Source organism: Streptomyces sodiiphilus, assembly GCF_039529215.1.
GTDB lineage: Bacteria > Actinomycetota > Actinomycetes > Streptomycetales > Streptomycetaceae > Streptomyces > Streptomyces sodiiphilus.
The window spans coordinates 1-18,097 of record NZ_BAAAMJ010000007.1; the positions used below are offsets into that span (position 1 = coordinate 1).

Sequence of the window (18,097 nt, forward strand, 5' to 3'; positions counted from 1 at the left end):
GCGAGCCATCAGCGCCCGCGGATCCGCCCCCGCCACCAACGCCGCCAGTTCCTCAAGCGAACGCCCCTCGAACTCGCCCACACGCCCCACCCTCTCCCCAGAGTCGATCACGGCACCCCGCCCCGCTCCTCCACAACAGTGCCGGGCCGAGCCTCGGAGCCCGCCCGCCCAGCACGGAGAAGCCACGCGCACCGACAGATCGTAGCGACAGTCCTCCAGGCCGGTGACCCCTCCGGCCCGGCGCACGGCACTTGGCCCACGCAGCCCTGGCCTCACTCATGGCTCCTCCATTCCTCGTCGAGGCGCAGTCCGCTTCGACGGATCGCGAACTGCCGTGTGGGTGCCGGAGGTACACGGCGTCAAGGCGTACTACTCGTCGCGGCTGAGGTAGGGACTGTCCGGCCGATCGGTCGGCGATGGAGGCGTCGGTGTCCTCCTTGATCATGCCGCGGAAGTCATCGCGCCAGGGGTTTACCGAGTGCCTTGAGCAGGATCGGCCAACAGCCATTGCCGCGGACCGCCTCCGCCGTGTCGCGCTCCGCTCGCTCCGCAGCGCACCGAAAGCGCTTCGAGCCCGGAGGTGCGGTCGGCGACGTGGAATCTGAGACGGCGAGCCCCCCAGAAGTGCTTCCCGTCGGGACGGGAGGCCCGCTGTTTGAGGGCGAGACGGGGCGTGGACTCCAGTACCACCAGTCGATGTCATTAAGGTGACTACCCCGGGTATATGCGGACGAACCACATCGAGGTCAGCTGCACCTGCGCCGAACTGTGTGACCCGGCACCGTGGCGATCACACGCGCTCTCGCCAGGGCTCTGCCGTCACCCCTTTCATTCCGAGGAAGCGCGGGAAGCGCTGTGCGCCGTGTGGCCGGCGGGATCCTCAGCGCGGCGTACCCAGGTCGCGGCCGGCGGGTGAGGTCCACCCGTCCGCACCGCCCATGTCCGTCGCCAGCTGCCGTGAGCTTCCAAGCGGACCGGCTCGCGAAGGCAGGAATGCGCTGGTGACGTGCGTCACTCGCTGTCGCGATGCCCCACCGATCAGTTGCTGAATCAGCCAAAGACCCATCCGCAGCTCACAGCCAGTCGGCTGGCTGGCAGTCAGTCATTTCTGCGCGTCCCCGCCACATCTACCTCATTTGCCACTTGAGCAACCTGTCCCCTTCGTGTTGATTTCCCCTAGTGGTGCACGTGGTTCTCCAGCTGGCCTGATATGCACCTTGTTGATCAACACAACTTCTTGGAGGATCTCCGAGGTTCAGAAAGTTCGGGGCTCCGGCGCTGGCACGCCGAAGCCCCACCCTCGCCATACCGCAACGAAGAGGAGAAGCTGATGGCGAAGAAGTCCATCATAGGTAAGGTCGCTTCCACAGCAGCACTCACAGTGCTCGCGACCCTCACAGCGATGCCCGCCGCTCATGCCGCCGGATCCAGTGCCAAACTCAACAACTGCTGGTCCACGTGGGGCAGCACTGGCTCTGCAGCGCACTGTCGCAACACGTCGGTGAGCGGGAATTACCAGAACGAGGCGTACTGCGGTGGTATTGACACAGACAAGGCATCCGGTTGGAGGTACATCTCCCAGGGGGCAACCGTTGACCCCTGGGGGAAGCTGGAGTGTCGTTGGTCGATCCGTTACTCGGACATCTGGTTCAAGTACTGAGTCGAACGACAACTGGTGCGGCGCCGCCTTCGCAGGTCAGCGGGTGCGGTGTCCCCGGGGTGTGTCCGGTAGCGGGCGCACACCCCGCTGAGTGAGGGTGAGGACGTGTGCGGGCGGTCGTCGAGGTCTCGGATCTGGTGCAGGGCTATGGCAGGGATCCTGTCATTTCGGGGCTGGATCTGAGGGTCGGGCCGGGGGCCTTCGGGCTGCTGGGTCCGAACGGTGCGGGCAAGAGCACGCTGTTGCGTACGCTGGCGACCGCCTCGCCGCCGGTGCGCGGGGAGTTGCGTGTCCGTGGTGAGCTGGTGGACTCCGAGCGGTCGGCCCGGCGGGCGCGGCGGCACATCGGCTATCTGCCGCAGGACTTCGGTTACTTTCCGCATTACACGGTCCGGGAGTTCGTGCGGTACTGCGCGTGGTTGCGTGAGGTGCCGCGTGGGGAGGCTGGCGCGGCCACGGAGGACGCGTTGGGTCGTGTAGGGCTGGAGGGCCGGGCGGGGTCGCGGATGAGGACGTTGTCCGGGGGGATGCTCAGGCGGGCCGGTATCGCGGCGGCGGTGGTGGGCGGGCCCGAGCTGGTGCTGCTGGATGAGCCGACGGTGGGTCTTGATCCGGCGCAGCGGCTGGAGTTCCGGGAGCTGGTGCGTTCGCTGGCGGGTGCGGCTGTCGTGCTCAGTACGCATCTGGTGGAGGATGTCGCGGCGGTGTGCGACCGGGTGGCCGTGCTGGCCGAGGGCCGTGTCCGCTTCGAGGGCACGCCGGGGGAGCTGGCGGCGTGCGCGGTTGCCGGTGCACCCGGGGACAGTGCTCTGGAGCGCGGTTACATGACCGTCCTGGCCTCCGGCGGCGCGCCGGAGTCGCCGGAGTCGCGGGGGGTGCGTGTTCGGTGAGCTGGGTTTATCGCACCGAGGTGCGCCGCTCACCGCTGCGGTGGGTGCTTCCTGTGCTGATCGCCGTGGATCTGCTGGGGGTGTTCGGGCGTTCGACGTCGTGGATCGGGGTGTGGCCGGGGGCTGGTGCGGCGGCGCAGATTCCGGCGTTCTATCTGGGGCCCGCGATGGCCGGTGCCGCGGCGTGGGCGGCTGCGCGGCGGCGGCGGGCCAACGCGGGGGGCTGGATGGACGCGGCTGCTCGGCCCGTGCCGGGGATGGAGCTGGCGCATTTCGCGGCCACGCTGACCTACGGTGTCGCGGCGTACGTCACCGGTGTGGTGGCGGCCGCGGCTGTGACCGTGCCGCAGGGCGGGCCGCATTTCTGGTGGCCCGGGTATGTCCTGCTCGGTCTCGCCGTGATCACCATGTGTACGGCGCTGGGGCATCTGCTGGGGAGGGCGAGCACGTCACTGGTGGCGCTGCCGGTGTTCTGCGCTCTGGCGGTGTTCGTCGTGCTGGGCCTTTTCGGTCCCGTTCCGCAGGGCACGGAGTGGGGCTGGGGCTTGAGCGTGCTGTCGGGTTATCCCGATGTGGTGGTGGGGGCCGGTCCGCTGGCGGCCCGTGTCGGTGTGGCGGTGGCCCTGGTTGCCGTGGCGGTGACGGCGGGGCGCCGGCTTCGGTCCTCGGCGGGGGTGCCGGGGTGGCCGTCGGTCCCGGTGGCCGGGCTGGGCGCCGTCACCGTGCTGGCCGTCTGCGTGGTGCTCACCGGAGTCGCGAGTCCTCTGCTGGAGCGGCGTGAGCCGCCCGGGGAGCCGTTGTGCACCGAGGGCGAGCCGAGGGTGTGTCTGTGGCCCGAGCACCAGCGCTACCTGGCTCAGGCGGAGGAGATCAGCCGGCGGATCGCCGCCCTGCCGCAAGACCTGCTGACCTCTCCGCCGGTCTTCCACGAGACGGGCCTGCGCGGCGAGGAGGAGATGGGAGAGGGCTTCTATCTCATGGAGGGCGAGATGTGGACGGTCGCCACGTCGTTGGCCATCCGTATCGAGGAGGCGTCGTCCCCGCCGTACTGCGACGCCACTACCCCGGAGGCCGATGAGGCACGGTTCCAGGCGTCGATGGAGCTGATCGCGTGGCTGACAGCTCGCATCGCCGGCAGAGGCAAGCCCTCCACTCTGCATGGCGGCCCGCCCGGGGTGGACGAGGAGGCTGTGCACGCAATGACCGGCGAACCGGAGAGCGCCCAGCGGGCGTGGGTCCAAGAACGCCTCGCCACGGTGCGCGGGACGCCCTGTGTCTGACCGCGACTGGTGGCGCTACCTCCGCCCCCACCATCCGTGGGGCCTGGCCGCCGCCTTGGCCGCCCTCACCGCTTGCCTGACCTGGATCGGCTCCACCGCCCTGACCGTCCCCGCCCAGCACCCCGCAGGCGACTCGTCGGTCCAGGCGCGCATGGTCATCGCCCTGGCCTGCGCCACCCTGATCGCCGGCAGCCTCAACAGCCCCATGACTGACTGGGAAACCACCGCAGGCACCCGGCTGCGCCGTGCCGAACTCGTGCACATGGTCGTTGCCGCGGCGGCTGGGACCGTACTGCTCGGGGTCTGCGAAGCAGTGGTCCGCACCCCGGAAGCGGCCGCAGCACTCTTCCGTGCCGAACTCATTTGGCTGGGCCTGGCCCTGACCTGCGCCCGCCTCCTGGGCCGGGCACAGGCCTGGGTACTGCCCCTGCTCACCCTCTTCCCGCTCACCTACCTCGGATGGGACCCCACAGGCACCGTCCGCTGGTGGAACTGGATGTGGGCACCACCCCAGGCCCCGGCCTGCTGGGCCCTGGCCGCGGCAAGCCTGGCAGCCGCCGGACTCGCCCACCTCGCCACCCCATGGCGACTCCACCACCTCCGCCGCACACTGCGCCCGAAAGCCGTTGCCCCGGGGTCTGGATGAGTCCCTCGGTCACGTCAGCTCTGCTTCCGTGGTGGAAGGCGGATCGGGTCCTTGTGACGGCGGAATGAGTATGACGGCCAGCTCTCATCCTGCCTGGACGGCCACCCCGCTCTTACGCATCGGCTGCGCTGCCCACGCCGCCGGACGTTTCTCGGCGGCCCGCACAGGTTGCATGCGCGAGTCGTCGCCATGCCTCTTGACCATCCCGCCGACTGCGTGAAGGTATCGGTATGACGGTCGTATCGCACGGGGCGGTGTGTTGGCGTCGTCAACGCAAGGCTGGAAAGCGACGCCAGGCCGTCGTTTGACAGTGTCAACAGGTAGGGTGTGTGGTGTCCGCGCAGGCACCGTCCTACGGAGAGTCATTCATGTCGCAGCCCGACCGTCTGCCCGGGACTCCCGAGTTCCGCCTCACGTTACCCAAGGACGGCAATGAGGCGCGTGGATATCTGCTCATCGAGTTCGGCGGTAACGGCACCCACAAGTTCCTCCTGAGGAAGGGCTCGCTGGTGGCCGCCGAGGCATGGCCCGGACTCGGCGACCACGCACGCCGGCTCCGCGCGGACCTGCGTGCCGACGGCGGACTCGCCGACGCCCCCGTCGCCCCCGGGCGGCCGCAGAGCCCGCCGCGCTGGGTGACGACCCGGGACATCACCTGCAACTCCTCCTCCGCCGCCGCCACGCTGGTGCAGGGCTACAACACGTCCGGACCGGACACCTGGCGCACCGACGAAGGCCACCGGCTCGGCGACTTCCTGACCACCGGCTGGCGGCCGCCGCGCAAGGCGTGGCTGGTGCGCGGCTCCAACGTCTCCGGGCGAGACCTGGTGCGGCAGCTGTGGCTGACGGAAGGCTTCGTCTCGCTCGCCGGCGCGCATCTGCCTCCCCTGGAGGAGGCGGACCCGACCAGGAGCACCCTGCGCCGTATCGTCGAGGAGGGGTACGAGGGGGCGGCCTCCTACAGCCAGAAGCGGGGCCTTGTCGACGAGTTGCACGCCTTCTTGACCCAGATGCGCGTCGGCGACACCGTGGCGACCATGGGCGGCGGCCGGCTCCACACCGGGCTGATCACCGGGGAGGCCGTACAGACCGCGTCCCCCGGCGGGCTGTCCGATCTGCGCCGGACTGTCACCTGGCGGGCCGCCGGCCACGCCTACGAGGATCTCCCCGAGGAAGTGCAGCAGAAGCTCTCCGTGCAGCACGACGTGGTGGACCTGACGGGCGTCCTGGACGTCCTGGACAGTCTTGCCGGTCCGCAGGAGGGGGGCACGGGCCAGGAGGCGGACGCCGGGACCGGTGAACGCACCGCCGCGCCGCGCCCGGCGCAGCGCGAGCTGTCCCTGCCCGGCATCACCGACACGCTCGCCGCCGACCTCCTCGTCCACGACCGGGCCTGGCTGGAGGAGATACGCGAACTGCTCCTCGACGAGCGGCAGCTGGTCCTCTACGGCCCGCCGGGCACGGGCAAGACGTACCTGGCGATGAAACTGGCCGAGTACTTCGGCGGAGGCCCTCAGCAGGTCAAGATCGTGCAGTTCCACCCGTCCTACTCCTACGAGGACTTCTTCGAGGGATTCCGGCCCGTGGAGGACCCCGGGACCCGGGAGGTCGCCTTCCGGCTGACCGCGGGCCCGCTGCGGGAGCTCGCCGATCTCGCCTCGCGCGAGGGCAGCCGGCACATCCCGCACTTCCTGATCATCGACGAAATCAACCGCGCCAACCTGGCCAAGGTCTTCGGCGAGCTGTACTTCCTCCTGGAGTACCGGACGAAATCCGTCCGGCTCACCTACTCCGGCGACGACTTTGCGCTGCCTCCCAACCTCTTCGTGATCGGCACCATGAACACCGCCGACCGGTCCATCGCCCTGGTCGACGCGGCGATGCGGCGCCGCTTCGCGTTCGTGGAACTGTCCCCGCGCACCGAGCCGACCGCAGGGCTGCTGGCGCGCTGGCTCGTCCGCGAAGGCAAGGGCCCGGAGCTTGCCCGGCTGCTCGACGCGCTCAACGCCCGCATCGACGACCCGGACTTCGCCATCGGCCCCTCCTACCTGATGAAGCCGGGCGTCCACCGCGACGGCGGCCTGGAGCGGACCTGGCGCACGAAGATACTGCCCCTGCTGGAGGAACACCACTACGGCGAGGGCCTCGACGTCGCCGCCCGCTACGGCCTCGACGCGCTGCGCGGACAGCACCCGTGACCGTGCCCGAGGTGACGCTGCGCGAGCACGGGCCCGCCGTCCGCGTCCCGCTGAGTGCCGCCGCCGGGCGGGCGCTTGCCGCCTCCGGCGTCCTGGAGAGCGTCACCCCGGACCCCGGCCGGGACGGGCACTGGCTGCTGCGGGCGGGCAGCCGGGTCGGCGCCGTCCGCACGCCCGGAGGCCCGGTCGTGCGGATCTTGCCCAAGACCCCGGTCAGCCGGCTGTTCTTCCTGCTCGGCTTCAGCCTCGACCCGGCCCGCGCCTGGCGCGACAGCCGGGAGGGCACCGTCGACACCGGCGCGTACGACGATGTCGTTCCCGCCCTCGCGCACGCCGTGGAGCGGCAGATCGACGCGGCACTGCGACGAGGGGTGCTTCAGGGCTACCTGACGGTGGAGGAGTCCGCGCCGGTCCTGCGGGGGCGGCTGCGCGAGAACGAGCAGATCAGGCGGCACTTCGGCCGCACGCCGCCCCTGGAGATCTCCTGCGACGCGTACACCGCCGACACCGCCGAGAACCGCGTCCTGCGCGCCGCCGCCGAGCAGCTGCTGCGACTGCCGGGCGTGCCCGGACCTGTCCGGAGGCGTCTGGCCCACCAGCGCCTGCGGCTCGCCGACGCCCAGCCGCTGGTGCGGGGGCAGGAACTGCCCCGCTGGCAGCCCTCACGCCTCAACTCCCGCTACCAGCCCGCACTGCGGCTCGCCGAGGCCGTCCTGCGCGGCTCCTCGCCCGAACACCGGGCAGCCGCGAGCACACCGCTCGCCGTCGACGGCTTCCTGCTCGACATGAACAAGCTGTTCGAGGACTTCGTCACCGTCGCCCTGCGCGAAGCCCTGCGTGAACACCGCCTGGCCGCGCGCCTCCAGGACCCGCACCACCTCGACACCGCCGGTCTCGTCCGGATGCTCCCCGACCTCGTCGTCCGCACCGGCGACGGCCGCACCCCGCTCGCCGTCGTCGACGCCAAGTACAAGACCGGGACCGCCGGCCACCTGCCCCACGCCGACCTCTACCAGGCACTCGCCTACGCCACCGCGCTCGGCCTCCGCGAGGCACACCTGGTGGACGCGGCCGGGCAGCGGCCCCGCCGCGTCCACCAGGTGCGCGCCACAGCGACGCAGCCGGGCCGGCCGGGAGTGCGGCTGTATCAGCACAGCCTCGACCTCGGCCTCGAACCCCGGCGGCTCCTGGCAGCCCTCCGCGAGATCGCCGGAACAGTGGCCGGCGCCGCACCCCAGCCACATCCATGACACGCCGCCAGGCGGAAAGGAAGGACCACATGCCCCGGCTCGCCTTCGCCCAGAGCTTCTGGGACGGCTACGACACCCTGGAGAAGCCGGTTCGGGCCGGAGTGCGCAAGGCCATGGCGAAATTCCAGGCCATGAGCGTCGCCGAACTCAACGCGGACAAGGGACTGCACCTGGAGTCCGTCGAGAACGCCCGCGACCGGCGGATGCGTACCATCCGCATCACCGACTTCTGGCGCGGTGTCGTCCTCGCACCCGACGACGGCAGCGACACGTTCCTGCTGGTGAACGTCCTGCCGCACGACGACGCCTACACCTGGGCGGCCAAGCGCCTGTACAGCGCGAACACCGCGACCCGGGCCCTGGAGGTCCGCGACGCCGTCGCCCTGGACGAGCTGACCCCGCTCTACGCCTCGGCCGCGCGCACGGCCCCCCGGCTGCTGTTCGCGGACATCTCCGACGGCACACTGCGCGAGCTCGGCATCGACGACCAGGTACTGGGCGCCGCCCGCACCCTGGTGGACAAGACCCAGCTGGAGGCGTTCTCCACGCTCCTGCCCGAGGACCAGCTGGAAGTGCTCCAGTACCTCGCCGAAGGCTTCAGCCCCGAAGACGTCTACCGGGACGTCGTCGCCGTCCGCCGGCCCGCCGACGCACCCCCCGAGCCGGTCGAGGACCTGGCCACGCTGATCGCCAACACCCCCGCACGCATCCGCACGGTCACCGGACCGCAGGAACTGGAGGAGATCCTCCACAAGCCGTTCGCGGCCTGGCGGGTCTTCCTCCACCCCTCCCAGCGGCGAGTCGCACACCGCACCTCCTACGGCGGGCCCGTCCAGGTCACCGGCGGCCCCGGCACCGGCAAGACAGTGGCTGCCCTCCACCGGGTCAGGCACCTGCTCGGCCGCTCCGAGGACAGCCGCATCCTGCTCACCACCTACACGAACGCGCTCGCCACCGGACTGCGCGAAATGCTCGGCCTGCTCCTGGACGAGGACGAGAAACTGATGGCGCGCGTCGAGGTGACCACGGTCGACGCCTACGCGCACGGCGTCGTGCGCGCGGCATCGCCGGCCGCGCTCAAGCCGATCGGCGACCGGGAGCAGCGGCGGCTGTGGGAGAAAGCCGTCAGCCGGCTCGACCTGCCGTTCACCGCCCAGTTCATGGCCCAGGAGTACCGGCACGTCATACTCGGGCAGAACCTCCGCGATCTGGACGCCTATCTCGGCGCGAGCCGCCGCGGTCGCGGAACCGGCCTGGGGCCCGCGCGCCGCCGCGAGGTGTGGAGCGGAGTCGAGCGGTTCGAGCAGTTCCTGCGCGACCGCGGCGAGACCACCCACCTGCGCGTCTGCGCCCGCGCGGCCGACATCCTCGCCGACGGACCGGCTCCGTACGCCCATGTCGTCGTCGACGAGGCACAGGACCTGCACCCCGCGCAGTGGCGAGTCCTGCGTACCGCCGTCTCTCCCGGCCCCGACGACCTGTTCCTCACCGGCGACCCGCACCAGCGGATCTACGACTCCCGGGTGTCGCTCGGCTCCCTGGGCATCGCCACGGCCGGCCGCAGCTTCCGGCTGCGCGTCAACTACCGCTCCACCGAGGAGATCCTGACCTGGTCGGCGCGGCTTCTCGCGCCCGTGACCATCGACGCGCTCGACGGGGAGGGAACGGACTCGCTGGCCGGGTACCGCTCCCTGCTCCACGGGCGCCGTCCCCAAGTCCAGGGGTACGCGAGCCGGCAGGAGGAGACCGAAGCCCTGGTGGAGCGGGTGCGGTCACTGCTCGACGAGGGCGTGGCACCGCACGAGATCGGGGTGTGCGCCCGTTTCAACCTCTCCCTGGACACGGCCGAGGAGAAGCTGACGGCCGCCGGGATTCCTGTCCTCCGGGTCAAAGGACGGACAGCGCGAGGAGCCGAGGGGGTACGGCTGGCCACGATGCACGCCATGAAGGGCCTGGAGTTCCGGGCGGTGTCCGTCCTGGGGGTCGGCGAAGGCGCCGTCCCGTTCGCCCGGGAGATCACCCCGGCCGAGGCGGACCCGTTGCAGCACGAGGCCGATCTGCTCCGGGAACGCTGCCTCCTCTTCGTCGCCTGCACCCGCGCCCGCGAAACGCTGAGCGTGACGTGGAGCGGAGAGCCGAGCCCGTTCCTGCCGGCCGTCACCTGACGGCCTGGCGCGGTGTGCCCGATCCTCGCGGCACGGGCACCCCGCGCAGGGCGGACGATCCCTCACATCTCCGGCGACAGGGCCCCCGTGCCCAGACCGTCCCGGGCGACCTCGGCCAGCTGCCGGGTCAGCTCGTCGACCTTCCGCATTCCCTCCTCGAACTCCGACAAGGACCGGAAGGCCGACCCGTAGCGGCGCTGCGCGTCGACGCCCATGCGGGGAATGCGCGCACCCCTGCCGTCCAGGCGGTAGGTCCCGCTGGCGCTTGTGGACCGCCGGGCATTGGCGGAACTGCGCAGAAACCCTTGCAGAAAGTCCGTGTCGAGCTGCTCGCTGACCGAGACCGGCACCGGACCGTCGTACGCGACCAGCCCGGCACGGGCGAGGTCCGCGACGCTGGTGGTGGAGCCCTCCAGCGATCCCGGGCCGTCTCCTCGGACAAGCTCCGGCAGGATCGCGGCGAGCCGGCGGAGCTCGGCCTCCAGTTCCTCGCGCAGGGCGGCGTACTCACCGGGGAAGTCGCGGTGCCGGGCCAGGAGATGGCGGCCGGGAGTCAGATCGACGGTGTCGTCCAGAAGCTCGATCAGGGGTACGTCGGCGAGCTGGTCGGGGCGTGGCTCCAGGCTCCCGTCTGGGCTGTTGCCGGTCAGGTCGACCATGCGGACGGTGGGACCCGGCTCCTCGTCCCCCGTGCTCCCGGGACGCCGCAGGCACCACAGGTGAACGGGCAGGGCGTGAGCGGTCGCCGTCCCCGGAGGCAGGGCGACCACCTGGCGCACGATCCCGCGGCGTACGAGTTCTGCCCGGATACGGCGGCCCGCCTTGCGGTATGCGACCGATGCGGGCATGACCATCAGGACCTGGCCACCGGGGGCGGTGTGCGCGTAGGCGTGCTGGAGCCACGCGAGCTCTCCCTCGGCCTTGGACGGGGTGCCCAGTTCCCAGCGGGAGTCGAGCAGCAGCTCCTCGCGCCCCCACTCGGTCACGCCGGCCGGGGGGTCACAGACGACCAGGTCCGCCGTGAGGTCCGGCCACGCGTCCGCGTGCAGTGAATCACCCGCCACGATGCGCACATCCGTCCTGCCCAGCAGGCCGGCGCGGAGCTGAGCGAAACGGGCACTGTCCGCATCCGCTTCCTGGCCGCGGCAGCGCGTCCCCGCCTCTGCGGCGACGGACAGCAGCAGCACCCCGGTGCCGCACGCGGGATCGAAGAGCGTGGCGCCCGCCGGAAGCCGCGGGGCGAAGTGGCACACCGCGCGCACCACACGTTCGGGAGTCACCTGGTCCGAGCCCGCGCGCCGGGCGGAGTCCAGGAACCTCTCGGTCAGCCCGTTCACCACGCCGACAGGCCCTTCGTCGCGGGTAAGCTCCCGGACCCGTGCTGCGATGTCCTGCCGAAGCCCGGGGTCGTTCTCTCCGGCCAGCACCCCGGCCACATCCGCCAGGCCCGCGACCATCTGTTCCCCGTACGCGGCCCGCATGGTCTGCCACAGCTCGACCTCGGGGGACACCTCCTGGCCCTTGCGCTGCTTGTCCAGCCACGCCTGGACCTCGGCGAGCGCGTAGAGCGGGCTGTTCGCGGCTCCTCCCGCCGGGGCGGGGAAGTCGCTGTGACGCCGCCGCCAGTTGGAGACGGCGGCCCTGGTGACTCCGGCCATCCGGGCGATCTCGGAGCCGGTGACGAGAGGACCGACCGAGGCAGCGGCTTTGTCCGTCATGAATCTCAGCGTACACGGGCCGCCCTCAGCGCCCCAGGGGGCGCCATGTTGACGTCGTACACCACGCCCTTGCGTCGTGTGCCTCCGTGTACGTGAGGGCATGGTTGCGGGACGGTCGCCGGCAGGCGGCCCCCGACTCCGGCCCTGATACGGGTGGGCTCGCCCGGTCAACTGTCGCCGGTTCCTCCTCGGTCGATACAGGTATTGATCGACATTTCGAGCACCGCATACCGTCAGGATGGTGGAAACAACGCATCGGCCCGCTGCGCGGGTCATCTGCCTGGATGCCGCCCGTCGCCTGCTTCTTCTGCGCTGGCGGGATCCGTTCGACGGGACATGGCTCTGGGAGCCTCCCGGTGGCGGCATCGAGCCTGGTGAGACGCCGCTGGTGGCGGCACGGCGTGAACTGGCCGAGGAGACCGGACTCGACCCGGCTGCCGTCCTGGACCGGTCGGTGCTCGTAGACCGTGATGTGCAGTGGAACGGCAAGCGGAACATCGCGACGGAGTACTTCTTCGTCGCTCAGTTCACCGAAGAGCAGCCATCCCTGGTGCGGACCGGCCTGCTCCCTGGCGAGCAGGCCAGCTTGGACACACATGTCTGGATCGCTTGGTCGGACTTGGACTCGCTGCCGGACCCGGTCGAACCGCCGCAGTTGCTGACCGTGCTCGACTCTCTGGTGCCGGACGGCCCGTGGTGAGGTCGTGTATGAGAAATGAGGTCGGAGCCCGTGGAAGGCGTCGTGGGTCAGCGGGATCGCGCTGAGGCGGAGCCGCGGCGGCGGGGAGGCGTTTCCCGGCGGACCGTGGTCCCGGGCCGGTTACCTATCCGTCGAGACGACCACCGGTATACCGTGCCTGCGGCTGCGAGATGGATGACTGTGCCGACCGTGGCGCCAACAGAATTCAGCAGGAGGTCGTCTACATCGGCCACCCTCCCTGCGGACTGCAGCCATTGGGTGAGCTCAATGAATGCGCTGAGGCCGATGCACGCGAGAAGGGTCTGGGTCACCGATGCGCGCCCGAATGACGTCCGGACGAGGGCCGGGAGGGGCACGAACATGAGAGCGTTGGCTGTCAGCTGCCGGATGTACATCTCTTTCTCGCCGGCAGCCAGGAGATCGTCCGGTGTGAGCAGTGTCTCGAACGGTACCGGCCAGAACGTGTTTCCGCCGGTACCGAGCGGCTGGCTGATGGTCAGGGTGGCGGCGCCGATGAGCATGATCCAGAAGACGAGGAAGAGGCGGGCGACCCGAGAGGTTGTTCCCGGTGCACGGACGCTGAGGGAAACAAGCAAGAGCGTGCCCAGGAACACTGCTGCCAGTGCCAGGGCCACTGTGGCCGGTGATATATGGAGAACAACCTGCCACACGCGTGCGTCGCCCCTGTCGAGTCAGTAGCGTCTTCCCGGATAGCGGATCTCGCGAGACAAACAAGTCCAAGCCCTGGGCGGACCGGACAGCCGCGACCCGACGCGCACAGGCGTGAGACGTTGCAGGGCAACGCGCACCGCGTGATCGTCCGCTGCGACGGTGGAGCGGCTCCCGCGTCGCTCATCCTGCCATGCCCCGATGCCCTCTCCATCCGGGAGTGCATCGCCTGGATGCGGGCCCGCCCTCGTACTGCGCCACCAGCGGAGAGGACGTCCGGGCTGCGAGGGTGGGCGGCTCACCGCGACCCCGTCGAGCAGCCCTTCCCGGGAGTATGGCAGCCGGTGGCCCCGCCGTTCCCGGACCGGCTGTTCACGGGGCCGGGAGGCCAGCTCACAGAGGTGTGGAGTTCCGTGCCGCCGAGAGGGCCGGGAGATGCCGCCACGGCCTTCACGAGCCGACTACCGGGGCCCGCTCGGGTGGACAACCGGTGCGTGCTGGCTGGGATGCCGTCGCACCGGGGTGGATGTGCCGTGGATCGGTCCGGCCCGCTTCAACGGGCTGCACGGAATCATCGACACCAAGCTGTTCGCTTGCGCGGACTGCATTGAGCGCATGTATGACCAGGCGGTCGCGGAGCTGTACTCAAGGCACTGAGCCGATCAGCCTCCCCGTCATCGTGTGCGCGTTCGGCGGGGGAGCCCCTGCCCGCAGGAGCCCGCGCCGGAACTGCGCGGGGCGGCCGGTGAACTGAGTTCCGACTCCGCCATCCTCGGTTCCCGCCACGCGGCGGCCGAGGGGGCGAGAAGGACGCGCACGTTCCAGCCGCGCTCCTGCGGAGCCGGGCCCGCCGGCCCGGCTCCCCACCTTGCGGGCTCCCGGTCTCTCAGGCTGTCCCGCCGTCATGGTGTCGCCGCATCCACCAGGCAGCCAGCCCTCCCGCGACGATCACCACACCGGCCAGCCCGAACAGCACGGCCGGTCCTCCGATACCCCGGTCCGCGTCGCCGCTCTCTGCAGCCCGTTCCTCCGCGCCGTCCCCGGTCCCCGCCGACGCACTCGCGGACTCCGTGCCTGCCTCTTCGTCGTCCCCGCCGCTTGTCCCCGGCTCCTTCTGCTCCCCGGCCGAAGGCTCCCGTGTCGCCGGCGGATCCAGCGCCGCCTCATACCGCTCGAACATCGGGTTGACGTCCGGGTCCCCGGGGTCCCCCTCGCCGTCCAGAAGCACCCGGTCCGGACGCACGGTCCCGTACCCCACATAGTGATTGCGTGGCGTCTTTGATGGCCCGTCAGCCGTTTCCATCATCACCCGCAGGACCTGATTCTTCGTCCACTTGGGATTCGCCGACCAGATCAACGCGGCAGTAGCCGAGGCCAACGCGGACGCGCTACTTGTACCACCTTCCCGGACGCACACATCACCTGCGGGAAAGTCGCACCTCAAGGAGATCTCTCTGCCGGGAGCTGCCAGCCCTACAAACGACCCGTGAGCCGAGTACGGTGCGCGCTCGCCGTCACGTCCCGTTGCCGCCACTCCAATGGTTCCCTCTTGGAAGGCGAACAAGGGTGCCTTCGCTTTCTCGTCGCCGATATTTCCGGCGGCCACGAAGATCAACTTGCCCTTACGTGCAGCCTCGGAAATCGCAGCATCGATCCTCGCTTGCTCTGTTGTCACGGTTCTACGATTTCCCACGGCAATGCTCAGAATCTGGGCATCGGAATTCGCCGCGAATTCAATGGCCTTTATGATGCTGTCCTCAGGGGCTGCAAGTTCGAACCCGTCCGGTTGGTTGGCTACCCGGAGCGGAAGGATCTTTGTCTTGGGGGCAAGCCCTTGTACTCCTCCGCCCGCTCCCGTCCCGGCCACCAGGGCGGCCATTGCTGTACCATGGCCATCATTGTCCAACCAGCCAGTCCCTTCCCCTGTCAGAAAATCCATTCCTTCAAGGACCTGGCCGCGCAGTTCGGGAATAGTTGGGTCGACGCCGGTGTCAATGACCGCAACAGTGATGCCCTGGCCTTGCGACTGCTGCCACATCTCATCAGCCCGGAAATCTTCCAGGTACCACGCCTGATTCCGCTCGTCAGCCGCGGCATGGTCTGCCGCGGAGATCGTTACCAGGAGCAAGGATGCCAGCGCACCGAAAACCTGTATTCCTCTCCTCACTGCTGACCTTTCCGTAGTCGTGAGATATTGCTGATCGCAGGGGGAGTTGCACTACATACTGCATATGATGAATGAGTTGCCCCCAGAGATTCCCCAACAGGCCTCTCGTCTGCTTTTCGCTATCGACCCGTCTGCTGATCGGGCCCGGGAACTCCGGCGACATTGCTGCTGCCCTTGGGGAGTATCCGTGCAGTGCGGTCGTCCTGGACTTTCCGTCCTCCTGAGATGGGCGCCGCCCTCTTCCCGGACTTCCGCTGAGTACTGTTTCTCGCCTGTCCGGGCGGAGAAGGGTTGACTACAGGGCCGATACGCTGCTGTGTGCGTCGGTCCGGGCCGTTTCTGTGTGTGCCCGCGGGGGCCTCAGGGCCAATGACAACGCCTTTTGGGATGCCCCGAACAACGTGTGGGGCCTCGGCGGGCCGAGGGATTCCTCCTACCACTCCGCCCTTGCTGCCGGGGTGCGCACTCCTCGCGCCCTGGCCTCCCGTCTTGCCCTGGCCGCCTGAAGAGCCGGGTCCGGTTTGGCGTCCCACCGGTGACGCCTGTGATTCTCCGGGGCGGTTGGCAGGCCGTCCGGCACCGCCCTCCCCTCCACCCGGTGAAGGACGCCCTACCAGCGGGCTCCGGGCACCAGGCTGATCCGTCGGCCCAACCGGTGGACGCGCTGCGCCCGCCGGCCCTCCTGGCTGGAGCGCCCCTCCTCGGTGCCTTCCCGTCGCCGGGACTCCTGGGGACGCTCCCTTGGGATTCGGCGCAGCAGGTGCCTGCGCTACCGGCAACGCGCCAAGGGCGGCATGCCCTCCACCCCCCTGTCCCCCCGCTCCGGCTCCTGGAACGGCGGGACCTCCTCCAACGGGCGAGGCGGGCGAGTACACGCCCTGACCCACGGAACCCACGGACGTGCCCACGCGCCCCTCATCCATGGGCGCCCGAACGTCCGGTGTTGCCATTCCCCGGCTTGCGCTGTTCTCCGGCGGCTGCCCGTCGGCTATTTCGAACTGCCGGGGCCCGGGCGGGACTGCCGGTGCGGTGTGGGAAGAACCGTTGTCACGCGCAGCCGGGCCCCTGTCCATAACTGGCGACTCTACTTTCGGTGGCTCCGGGAACACCGGCTCTTCCGCGCTCGTCATGCGTTGGGCAGCCACCCGGTAGTTCGAGGAGAGCCGCTCCATGACGCGGATGGCTTCCTGGCGGTTCTCCTCCGCCCGTGCTGCCGCCACCTCGTCGAGGAAGTCCGCCCCCACGAAACCCGACCCCGCCGCCGAACCCCGGGAGGAGTCGACCACCGGCCCGGCCGCGACGGCAGGCATCGAGGACTGTGCCTCCGACAGCGCCTGCCCCGCCTGCAGAATCGCCTCACCCACATGATGGACGAACTCATCCAGAACCTTGGACTGCCTGTGGAATGTCCGCCCCCCACTCACGGAACGCGTCAGCGGCCTGCCCCTCCCACGCCACCCGGTCGATCCGGCCCGCAATCACCGCACCCGTCTCGTTCAACGCCTCCGCGAGCCCCAGCAACGCCTGTCCGCGAGCCATCAGCGCCCGCGGATCCGCCCCCGCCACCAAGCCGGCCAGCTCCTCAAGCGAACGCCCCTCGAACTCGCTCACACGCCCCACCCTCTCCCCAGAGTCGATCACGGCACCCCGCCCCGCTCCTCCACAACAGCGCCGGGCCGAGCCTCGGAGCCCGCCCGACGAGCACGGAGAAGCCACGCGCACCGAACAGATCGTAGCGACAGCCTCATAGGCAGTAACCCTCCGGCGCCCGTTAAGGGCCTCAGGCCCGCCCGTGTCTGAAGTGTCAACCGGGAAGAGCCGAGACCCAGCACTGCCCCGCAGCATGCCGAGAGGCACCAGCGCTCGCGTCCGGCTGCCCTGAATGAGCACCGCATAGCGTGAGAACGGTGGAGACAACGCACCGGCCCGCTGCGCGGGTCATCTGCCTGGATGCCGCCCGTCGCCTGCTTCTTCTGCGCTGGCGGGATCCGTTCGACGGGACATGGCTCTGGGAGCCTCCCGGTGGCGGCATCGAGCCTGGTGAGACGCCGCTGGTGGCGGCACGGCGTGAACTGGCCGAGGAAACCGGACTCGACCCGGCTGCCGTCCTGGACCGGTCGGTGCTCGTGGACCGTGATGTGAGGTGGAACGGCAAGCGAACATCGCGACGGAGCACTTCTTCGTCGCACAGCTCGCCGAGGAGCAACCGTCCCTGGTGCGGACCGGCCTGCTCCCTGGCGAGCAGGCCAGCTTGGACACACATGTCTGGATCGCCTGGCCGGACCTGACCTCGCTGCCGGACCCGGTCGAACCGCCGCAGTTGCTGACCGTGCTCGGCGCTCTCGTGCCGGACGGCCCCTGGTGTGGTCGCGTATGACGCGCGCGGCCTCGGCTCGTGAAAGACGTCGTGGGGCAGCGGGATCTCGCCGAGGCTGAGCGGCCCCTGCGACGTGAGGTGTTTCCTGGCTGGCTGCGGCCCCGGGCTGTTGCCTGGCCGGGGCGGCCACCGGTGCACCGTGCATGGAGAATCACCTGCCACACGTTCACGTCGCCCACCTGTTGAGTCAGTAGCGTCGCCCCGCGAGTGGATGTACGCGAGGCGGACTGGCCCAGGCCCGGCCGGCAGCAGGCCGTGTGGTACTGCCTGCTGCTGCACGCCGTGTGCGCCCACGCCATCAGTTTCGGCCTGTGGCCGACGATCTCCTACGCCATCCTCGACCAGGGTCGTGAAGGGGCGTGGCTCGGCGTGGCCAC

Annotated in this window: 15 protein-coding genes and 1 pseudogene; 12 read left to right on the forward strand and 4 right to left on the reverse strand. The window is 69.9% G+C overall.

Features of this window, described 5'->3' with window-relative positions; translation table 11 throughout:
- Positions 1–1,330 precede the first annotated feature (1,330 nt).
- The 7 genes from ABD299_RS03195 (at position 1,331) to ABD299_RS03225 (ending at position 10,089) form a co-directional block, all read left to right on the forward strand.
- Entirely contained in the window at positions 1,331–1,660 is a 330-nt protein-coding gene (locus tag ABD299_RS03195) for a hypothetical protein (protein WP_344258662.1), read from the forward strand.
- A gap of 107 nt (positions 1,661–1,767) precedes the next feature.
- Complete coding sequence (locus ABD299_RS03200; RefSeq protein ID WP_344258663.1) at positions 1,768–2,550, forward strand: ABC transporter ATP-binding protein; 783 nt, start codon at positions 1,768–1,770, stop codon at positions 2,548–2,550.
- On the forward strand, positions 2,547–3,830 hold the full coding sequence (locus ABD299_RS03205) for a DUF7224 domain-containing protein (RefSeq protein ID WP_344258665.1): 1,284 nt from the start codon (positions 2,547–2,549) through the stop codon (positions 3,828–3,830). The genes ABD299_RS03200 and ABD299_RS03205 overlap by 4 nt, the downstream gene beginning before the upstream one ends.
- Complete coding sequence (locus tag ABD299_RS03210; protein WP_344258667.1) at positions 3,823–4,476, forward strand: hypothetical protein; 654 nt, start codon at positions 3,823–3,825, stop codon at positions 4,474–4,476. Before ABD299_RS03205 ends, ABD299_RS03210 begins: the two co-directional genes overlap by 8 nt.
- 368 nt (positions 4,477–4,844) lie before the next feature.
- Complete coding sequence (locus ABD299_RS03215; protein ID WP_344258669.1) at positions 4,845–6,674, forward strand: DUF4357 domain-containing protein; 1,830 nt, start codon at positions 4,845–4,847, stop codon at positions 6,672–6,674.
- The gene (locus tag ABD299_RS03220; protein WP_425581241.1) at positions 6,671–7,924 is read left to right on the forward strand and encodes an McrC family protein; all 1,254 of its coding nucleotides are present in this window, start codon (positions 6,671–6,673) and stop codon (positions 7,922–7,924) included. The genes ABD299_RS03215 and ABD299_RS03220 overlap by 4 nt, the downstream gene beginning before the upstream one ends.
- A gap of 29 nt (positions 7,925–7,953) precedes the next feature.
- On the forward strand, positions 7,954–10,089 hold the full coding sequence (locus ABD299_RS03225; RefSeq protein ID WP_344258671.1) for a UvrD-helicase domain-containing protein: 2,136 nt from the start codon (positions 7,954–7,956) through the stop codon (positions 10,087–10,089).
- Positions 10,090–10,151: 62 nt separating this feature from the next.
- Here the strand turns inward: ABD299_RS03225 and ABD299_RS03230 are convergent, their stop codons facing one another.
- Positions 10,152–11,807, reverse strand: a complete 1,656-nt coding sequence (locus ABD299_RS03230) for an N-6 DNA methylase (RefSeq protein ID WP_344258672.1) — start codon at positions 11,805–11,807, stop codon at positions 10,152–10,154.
- 238 nt (positions 11,808–12,045) lie between these two features.
- Between ABD299_RS03230 and ABD299_RS03235 the strand changes: the two genes are divergently transcribed.
- A complete protein-coding gene (locus tag ABD299_RS03235) occupies positions 12,046–12,507 on the forward strand; it encodes an NUDIX domain-containing protein (RefSeq protein WP_344258673.1) in 462 nt (153 codons plus the stop codon).
- A 47-nt stretch (positions 12,508–12,554) separates the two neighbouring features.
- Here the strand turns inward: ABD299_RS03235 and ABD299_RS03240 are convergent, their stop codons facing one another.
- Positions 12,555–13,142, reverse strand: a complete 588-nt coding sequence (locus tag ABD299_RS03240) for a VanZ family protein (RefSeq protein WP_344258674.1) — start codon at positions 13,140–13,142, stop codon at positions 12,555–12,557.
- A gap of 920 nt (positions 13,143–14,062) precedes the next feature.
- A complete protein-coding gene (locus ABD299_RS03245; protein WP_344258697.1) occupies positions 14,063–15,172 on the reverse strand; it encodes a S8 family serine peptidase in 1,110 nt (369 codons plus the stop codon).
- Here ABD299_RS03245 and ABD299_RS03250 point away from each other — a divergent pair.
- Both ABD299_RS03250 and ABD299_RS03255 read left to right on the forward strand, forming a co-directional pair.
- Positions 15,065–15,349, forward strand: a complete 285-nt coding sequence (locus ABD299_RS03250) for a hypothetical protein (RefSeq protein ID WP_344258699.1) — start codon at positions 15,065–15,067, stop codon at positions 15,347–15,349. The two genes, ABD299_RS03245 and ABD299_RS03250, sit on opposite strands and share 108 nt — an antisense overlap.
- A gap of 1,164 nt (positions 15,350–16,513) precedes the next feature.
- On the forward strand, positions 16,514–16,711 hold the full coding sequence (locus tag ABD299_RS03255) for a hypothetical protein (protein WP_344258676.1): 198 nt from the start codon (positions 16,514–16,516) through the stop codon (positions 16,709–16,711).
- Between the two features lie 9 nt (positions 16,712–16,720).
- Here ABD299_RS03255 and ABD299_RS03260 read toward each other — a convergent pair whose 3' ends face one another.
- On the reverse strand, positions 16,721–16,954 hold the full coding sequence (locus tag ABD299_RS03260; RefSeq protein WP_344258677.1) for a hypothetical protein: 234 nt from the start codon (positions 16,952–16,954) through the stop codon (positions 16,721–16,723).
- Positions 16,955–17,250: 296 nt separating this feature from the next.
- Between ABD299_RS03260 and ABD299_RS03265 the strand changes: the two are divergent.
- A pseudogene (locus ABD299_RS03265) lies at positions 17,251–17,394 on the forward strand (NUDIX domain-containing protein); the annotation flags it as partial.
- A gap of 92 nt (positions 17,395–17,486) precedes the next feature.
- Positions 17,487–17,720, forward strand: coding sequence for an NUDIX hydrolase (locus ABD299_RS03270; RefSeq protein ID WP_344258701.1), 234 nt, complete (start codon positions 17,487–17,489; stop codon positions 17,718–17,720).
- The last annotated feature ends 377 nt before the right edge of the window (positions 17,721–18,097 follow it).

Coding starts and splice junctions, on each gene's coding strand:
- ABD299_RS03235 (WP_344258673.1), top strand. CDS start 12,046: ATGGTGGAAACAACGCATCGGCCCGCTGCGCGGGTCATCTGCCTGGAT.
- ABD299_RS03230 (WP_344258672.1), bottom strand. CDS start 11,807: ATGACGGACAAAGCCGCTGCCTCGGTCGGTCCTCTCGTCACCGGCTCC.
- ABD299_RS03215 (WP_344258669.1), top strand. CDS start 4,845: ATGTCGCAGCCCGACCGTCTGCCCGGGACTCCCGAGTTCCGCCTCACG.
- ABD299_RS03225 (WP_344258671.1), top strand. CDS start 7,954: ATGCCCCGGCTCGCCTTCGCCCAGAGCTTCTGGGACGGCTACGACACC.
- ABD299_RS03195 (WP_344258662.1), top strand. CDS start 1,331: ATGGCGAAGAAGTCCATCATAGGTAAGGTCGCTTCCACAGCAGCACTC.
- ABD299_RS03250 (WP_344258699.1), top strand. CDS start 15,065: ATGGCCATCATTGTCCAACCAGCCAGTCCCTTCCCCTGTCAGAAAATC.
- ABD299_RS03255 (WP_344258676.1), top strand. CDS start 16,514: ATGACGCGGATGGCTTCCTGGCGGTTCTCCTCCGCCCGTGCTGCCGCC.